Below are 3,819 nucleotides of genomic sequence, written 5' to 3'. Positions count from 1 at the left end.
CACAACGGACAGATCATTTATGCACAAAAAAGCTCGTATGTGGTACCTGTTTTTATCATAATGGCGTTGATGTACTTTATCGTTAATTATGCATTGTCACTCGTTGCACGAAGGTTAGAACTAAAGCAGACTTAAAAAACCAAGGGGACGGTTCTTCTGGCTTAAAAGCCGCCAGAACCGTCCCCTTGGTTTTCCCTTGCATTTCAATAATCTCTCAGTTCTATTCCGTTGGCAGCTTTCGCTATCATTTTTGAAATCATCTTAAACTGTACGGCCATAAGAGTGGGTACGCGCAATATTAAATTTCGTAGAAAGATTTTGAAGTTTGATTTTTCAATCATGCTCCCTGCGGCTATTCGTCCTATTTTTTGATTTTTCTCAACAAACTTTCTCATTTCTTGTTCATAGGCAACAAAAGCTCGGGCATAATCGCCATTTGCAGCTTTGAGTTCGCCAGCTAAAACATAAGCTCCAACGAGTGCCAGGCTTGAGCCTTGACCTGAGAGAGGTGATGGGCCATACGCCGCATCTCCTACCAATGTAATCCGACCTTTTGACCAAGTCTGCATATGAATCTGGCAAATCTCATCAAAATAAAAATCTTTCGCTTCTTTCATGCTTTTGAGCAGCGGCGAGGTTTCCCACCCCGTTTGGCCAACGAAGGCTTTTTCTATAAGGCTCTTTTGAGATTCTGTATCATTGCGATCGTACTCCAATACATTTGATTGGAACAAAAACATCCCTCTTGCTTCGGTATTGTCACGGGCGCTATACATCCCTACAGTTTTGCCTGGAACCGTATACAACAGTTGGCGGTGGTCAAGGTTGAGGTAATTCTCGAGAGTAAATATCGATATATAACAGCCAAGCGTACGTTTAAACTGTGCTTCGTCTCCAAAAGTCAAGGTGCGTACATTTGAATGGAGCCCGTCCGTACCGATTACCAGATCAAATGTCTGCGGCTTGCTATGAATAAATTGGACTTCTGCACCAGTGTTAGTCTCATGTATGGCGGTAATTGAATCACCCCAAATATAATTGATCGTATTCTTGGTTAAATCAAACAAAATGTTACTAAGATCGTCACGCATGATTTCAATGTCCAGACCCTTCTGGTTCCCCATACTCGCTTCGCTTATTTGACCTTCAATCTTGCCTTTGCTATTCACAAAGTAAACACCTGACATGTTCGTGTCAGCGTCACAAACTTGATCGAATATACCCATTCTCTTAAGCACCGTAATGGCTGCACCACGGATATCAACCCCGTAACCACCTGGGCGTAATGAGGGCGCACGTTCTATGACAGTCACATCAAAACCGTAGCGGTGAAGCCAGTATGCAAGTGCCGGTCCGGCAATACTGGCACCAGAAATAAGAACGCGCATCGTTTTTTTCATAATAATGATTCACTCCAATCTAATGCTTTTAAACTCTTCGTATGCAACTTTCAGGTAAGACTCATATTGGACCTACCCTACACAACATAGTTACTCTAAATTGGCGAATAAAATAACATAACTCTAAATTAACTTCGATTTTCCTTTGAGTAATCCCTTAACAAATTGCATAAATTGCCCAGTAAAAAAAAGTGCAATTCTTACTACAGAAATGCACCCTTAACATAAAGTAAGAGCACAATTCTTGCTGCGAAATCGCACCCTTTAATTAAAATATAACCTCAATCATGAGATCACTTAATTCTGCTTAAATGTCCCCAATACAAAAACTGTTAGCAGTATACAACCTATTAAACTTTTAAACTAATAAGCAAATATAGATTAACGAATTCTAGCTTTACGGAACCCATCAAATACACTGATTGCCGCAGATATCATAAAGATGAAAATTCCACCGCCAACGATCCACATTTCAAATTGATTAGCTGTGATGGTAAATAAATTAGACATATACGTGATATAATCATGGGTCATTACATTCGGATTTCTGAATATAACAATGAATGCAATGGTTGCAATAAGCTGGAGGGCAGTATTACAAATTGCCATTCTTTTTGTCCACTGTCCCTTGATTAATTTATAAAGAGCTAAGGCTATTTCGAAACCAATAACAACAAGAACGATTGGCCAATACCACAGTAAAACTTCCTGATTTAAAGAAGGAGTCACGAATTTAAGTCCTTCTCCACCGCCTTTATATACACCAACAAGATGATTCGCATTAAAATAAAGTGTTGCCCAGATCGCAGTCCACAATAGACTTCCAAATACTTCGACCTTAGAAATCGCCTTTTTCTTAGGGATATTCGGGATATTTTTCAAATCATCAGGAGTCCATTTTTTAAGGCTTGCTGTTAATGGCTGCTCATCTCTTCCTTTATCTGTTCTTTCTAATATAGCAAACACAAGTGTTAGCCAAAAGAATACTTGGATCCCTACTTCAATGATTCTCCATATTCCTTCGCCCATAAGACTCAAAACAATATTTATAACCGCTTGTTCAGCACTATATCCAATAAAATATTCGGCAATCATCGAGATTAACGAAATGACAGTAGCAATCGGTAAAATCATTTTTAACAGCGTCACATATACATCAAAATAGCGTGGACCAATTAAGTGCATTGGCCTATCTCGATAACCACTAGCCAATGTGACGGGGCTCCCCAATTTTTCAAGAACCGCCTTTATGTCTTCTTCATGGTAATCATCAGGCAGCATATCCTCTATCGTTGACCGCAACTCGAGTGCAATATCCTCACGATTTTTTTCAGGCAGCCTCCGAGTAACTTCTTGTATATAAATCTCAATTAGATTCATCGTCTTCCTCCCCTTTTAATAAGCCAAAGAGCTCTTTCGAATTCTTAATCCATTCTCTTTTTAACTGCAAAAAAATCTCTAAGCCATATTCACTTAAAACATAATATTTACGGGGTCTACTCTCAGATGTATCCCAACTACTCGACACTAACTCCTGTTTTTCTAATCGTCGAAGCAATGGATATAAGGTACTTTGGTCAATGATAATGCCCGATTCCTCCAATAATTGAACAAGTGAATATCCATACTGTGGTTTTCGTAATTGACTTAAAACGGCTAATGTCAACGTTCCTCTCCTAAGCTCTGTCATTAATGAATTCAATAAAGTACTCATTCACCCACCTCGTTTTTTATTTACTATATGACATACAGTATATGATTTATGCTATGTGTCATACACTATTGTTTTTACAATATTAATTAAAATTAAACAGCCTTTTTTGAAATAACAAAAAAAACCATGGCATATTGAGCAAAGACATACGTCACTTTTTGATACCTATATTTTTGTAGCCTTATTTTATTTATTATTAACAATCCCTTTGAGTCTTGGTGTTGGATTTTTAGAAAAACGCTTAGCAGCAAGTCATGGAGGTGGTGCATAGATGGATTTTCTAGCACCGTTCATAGAAGTATATAAACCGGACACGATTAAATTTTTGGTCGAGATGATTCGTAACCTTCCTTTACTGTTAATCATTTTCTTTGCTTATTTTGCCTTACCCGAAATCGGGATTGAAATGGAAATAACAACGGCGGCAATCGCTGCTTTAACGGTTTTTGAATCAGCAATGCTGGCTGAAATTATCAGAAGCGGTTTAAACTCCATCGAAAAGGGACAGATTGAAGCAGGACGTGCCTCTGGATTGACCTACATTCAAACATTACGTTATATCATCTTGCCGCAGGCTTTGAAAAGAATGATTCCACCAATTGTCAGTCAATTTATTTCGTTGCTTAAAGATACTTCTTTAGCTGTCGTCATTGCGCTGCCTGATTTATTGCACAACGGACAGATCATTTATGCACAAAAAAGCTC

Annotated in this window: 4 protein-coding genes and 2 pseudogenes; 3 read left to right on the top strand and 3 right to left on the bottom strand. The window is 38.5% G+C overall.

Annotated features, from left to right (window positions below; genetic code table 11):
* Window positions 1–135 (top strand): annotated as a pseudogene (locus tag BIV60_RS30680) (amino acid ABC transporter permease); the annotation flags it as partial.
* A gap of 68 nt (window positions 136–203) precedes the next feature.
* Here the strand turns inward: BIV60_RS30680 and BIV60_RS25480 are convergent.
* The 3 genes from BIV60_RS25480 to BIV60_RS25470 all read right to left on the bottom strand — a co-directional run bounded on the left by BIV60_RS25480 (window position 204) and on the right by BIV60_RS25470 (window position 3,114).
* Window positions 204–1,400 carry an FAD-dependent monooxygenase gene (locus BIV60_RS25480; RefSeq protein WP_071358508.1) on the bottom strand — a complete coding sequence of 399 codons (1,197 nt, stop codon included), beginning with the start codon at window positions 1,398–1,400 and terminating at the stop codon, window positions 204–206.
* Window positions 1,401–1,781: 381 nt separating this feature from the next.
* Window positions 1,782–2,780 carry an HAAS signaling domain-containing protein gene (locus BIV60_RS25475; protein ID WP_071358507.1) on the bottom strand — a complete coding sequence of 333 codons (999 nt, stop codon included), beginning with the start codon at window positions 2,778–2,780 and terminating at the stop codon, window positions 1,782–1,784.
* Window positions 2,767–3,114, bottom strand: coding sequence for a PadR family transcriptional regulator (locus tag BIV60_RS25470; RefSeq protein ID WP_071358506.1), 348 nt, complete (start codon window positions 3,112–3,114; stop codon window positions 2,767–2,769). The genes BIV60_RS25475 and BIV60_RS25470 overlap by 14 nt, the downstream gene beginning before the upstream one ends.
* 157 nt (window positions 3,115–3,271) lie before the next feature.
* Between BIV60_RS25470 and BIV60_RS31100 the strand changes: the two are divergent.
* Window positions 3,272–3,385, top strand: a pseudogene (locus BIV60_RS31100) (hypothetical protein); the annotation flags it as partial.
* Window positions 3,386–3,819: amino acid ABC transporter permease (locus BIV60_RS25465; RefSeq protein ID WP_141770557.1), on the top strand; the 434-nt coding region annotated here is incomplete at its 3' end.

Source organism: Bacillus sp. MUM 116, assembly GCF_001866655.1.
GTDB lineage: Bacteria > Bacillota > Bacilli > Bacillales > Cytobacillaceae > Neobacillus.
This window is presented reverse-complemented; position numbering and strand designations above follow the sequence as displayed.

Excerpts from the sequence above, each read along its gene's own strand:
- BIV60_RS25480 (WP_071358508.1), bottom strand. The coding sequence starts at position 1,400 with ATGAAAAAAACGATGCGCGTTCTTATTTCTGGTGCCAGTATTGCCGGA.
- BIV60_RS25475 (WP_071358507.1), bottom strand. The coding sequence starts at position 2,780 with ATGAATCTAATTGAGATTTATATACAAGAAGTTACTCGGAGGCTGCCT.
- BIV60_RS25470 (WP_071358506.1), bottom strand. The coding sequence starts at position 3,114 with ATGAGTACTTTATTGAATTCATTAATGACAGAGCTTAGGAGAGGAACG.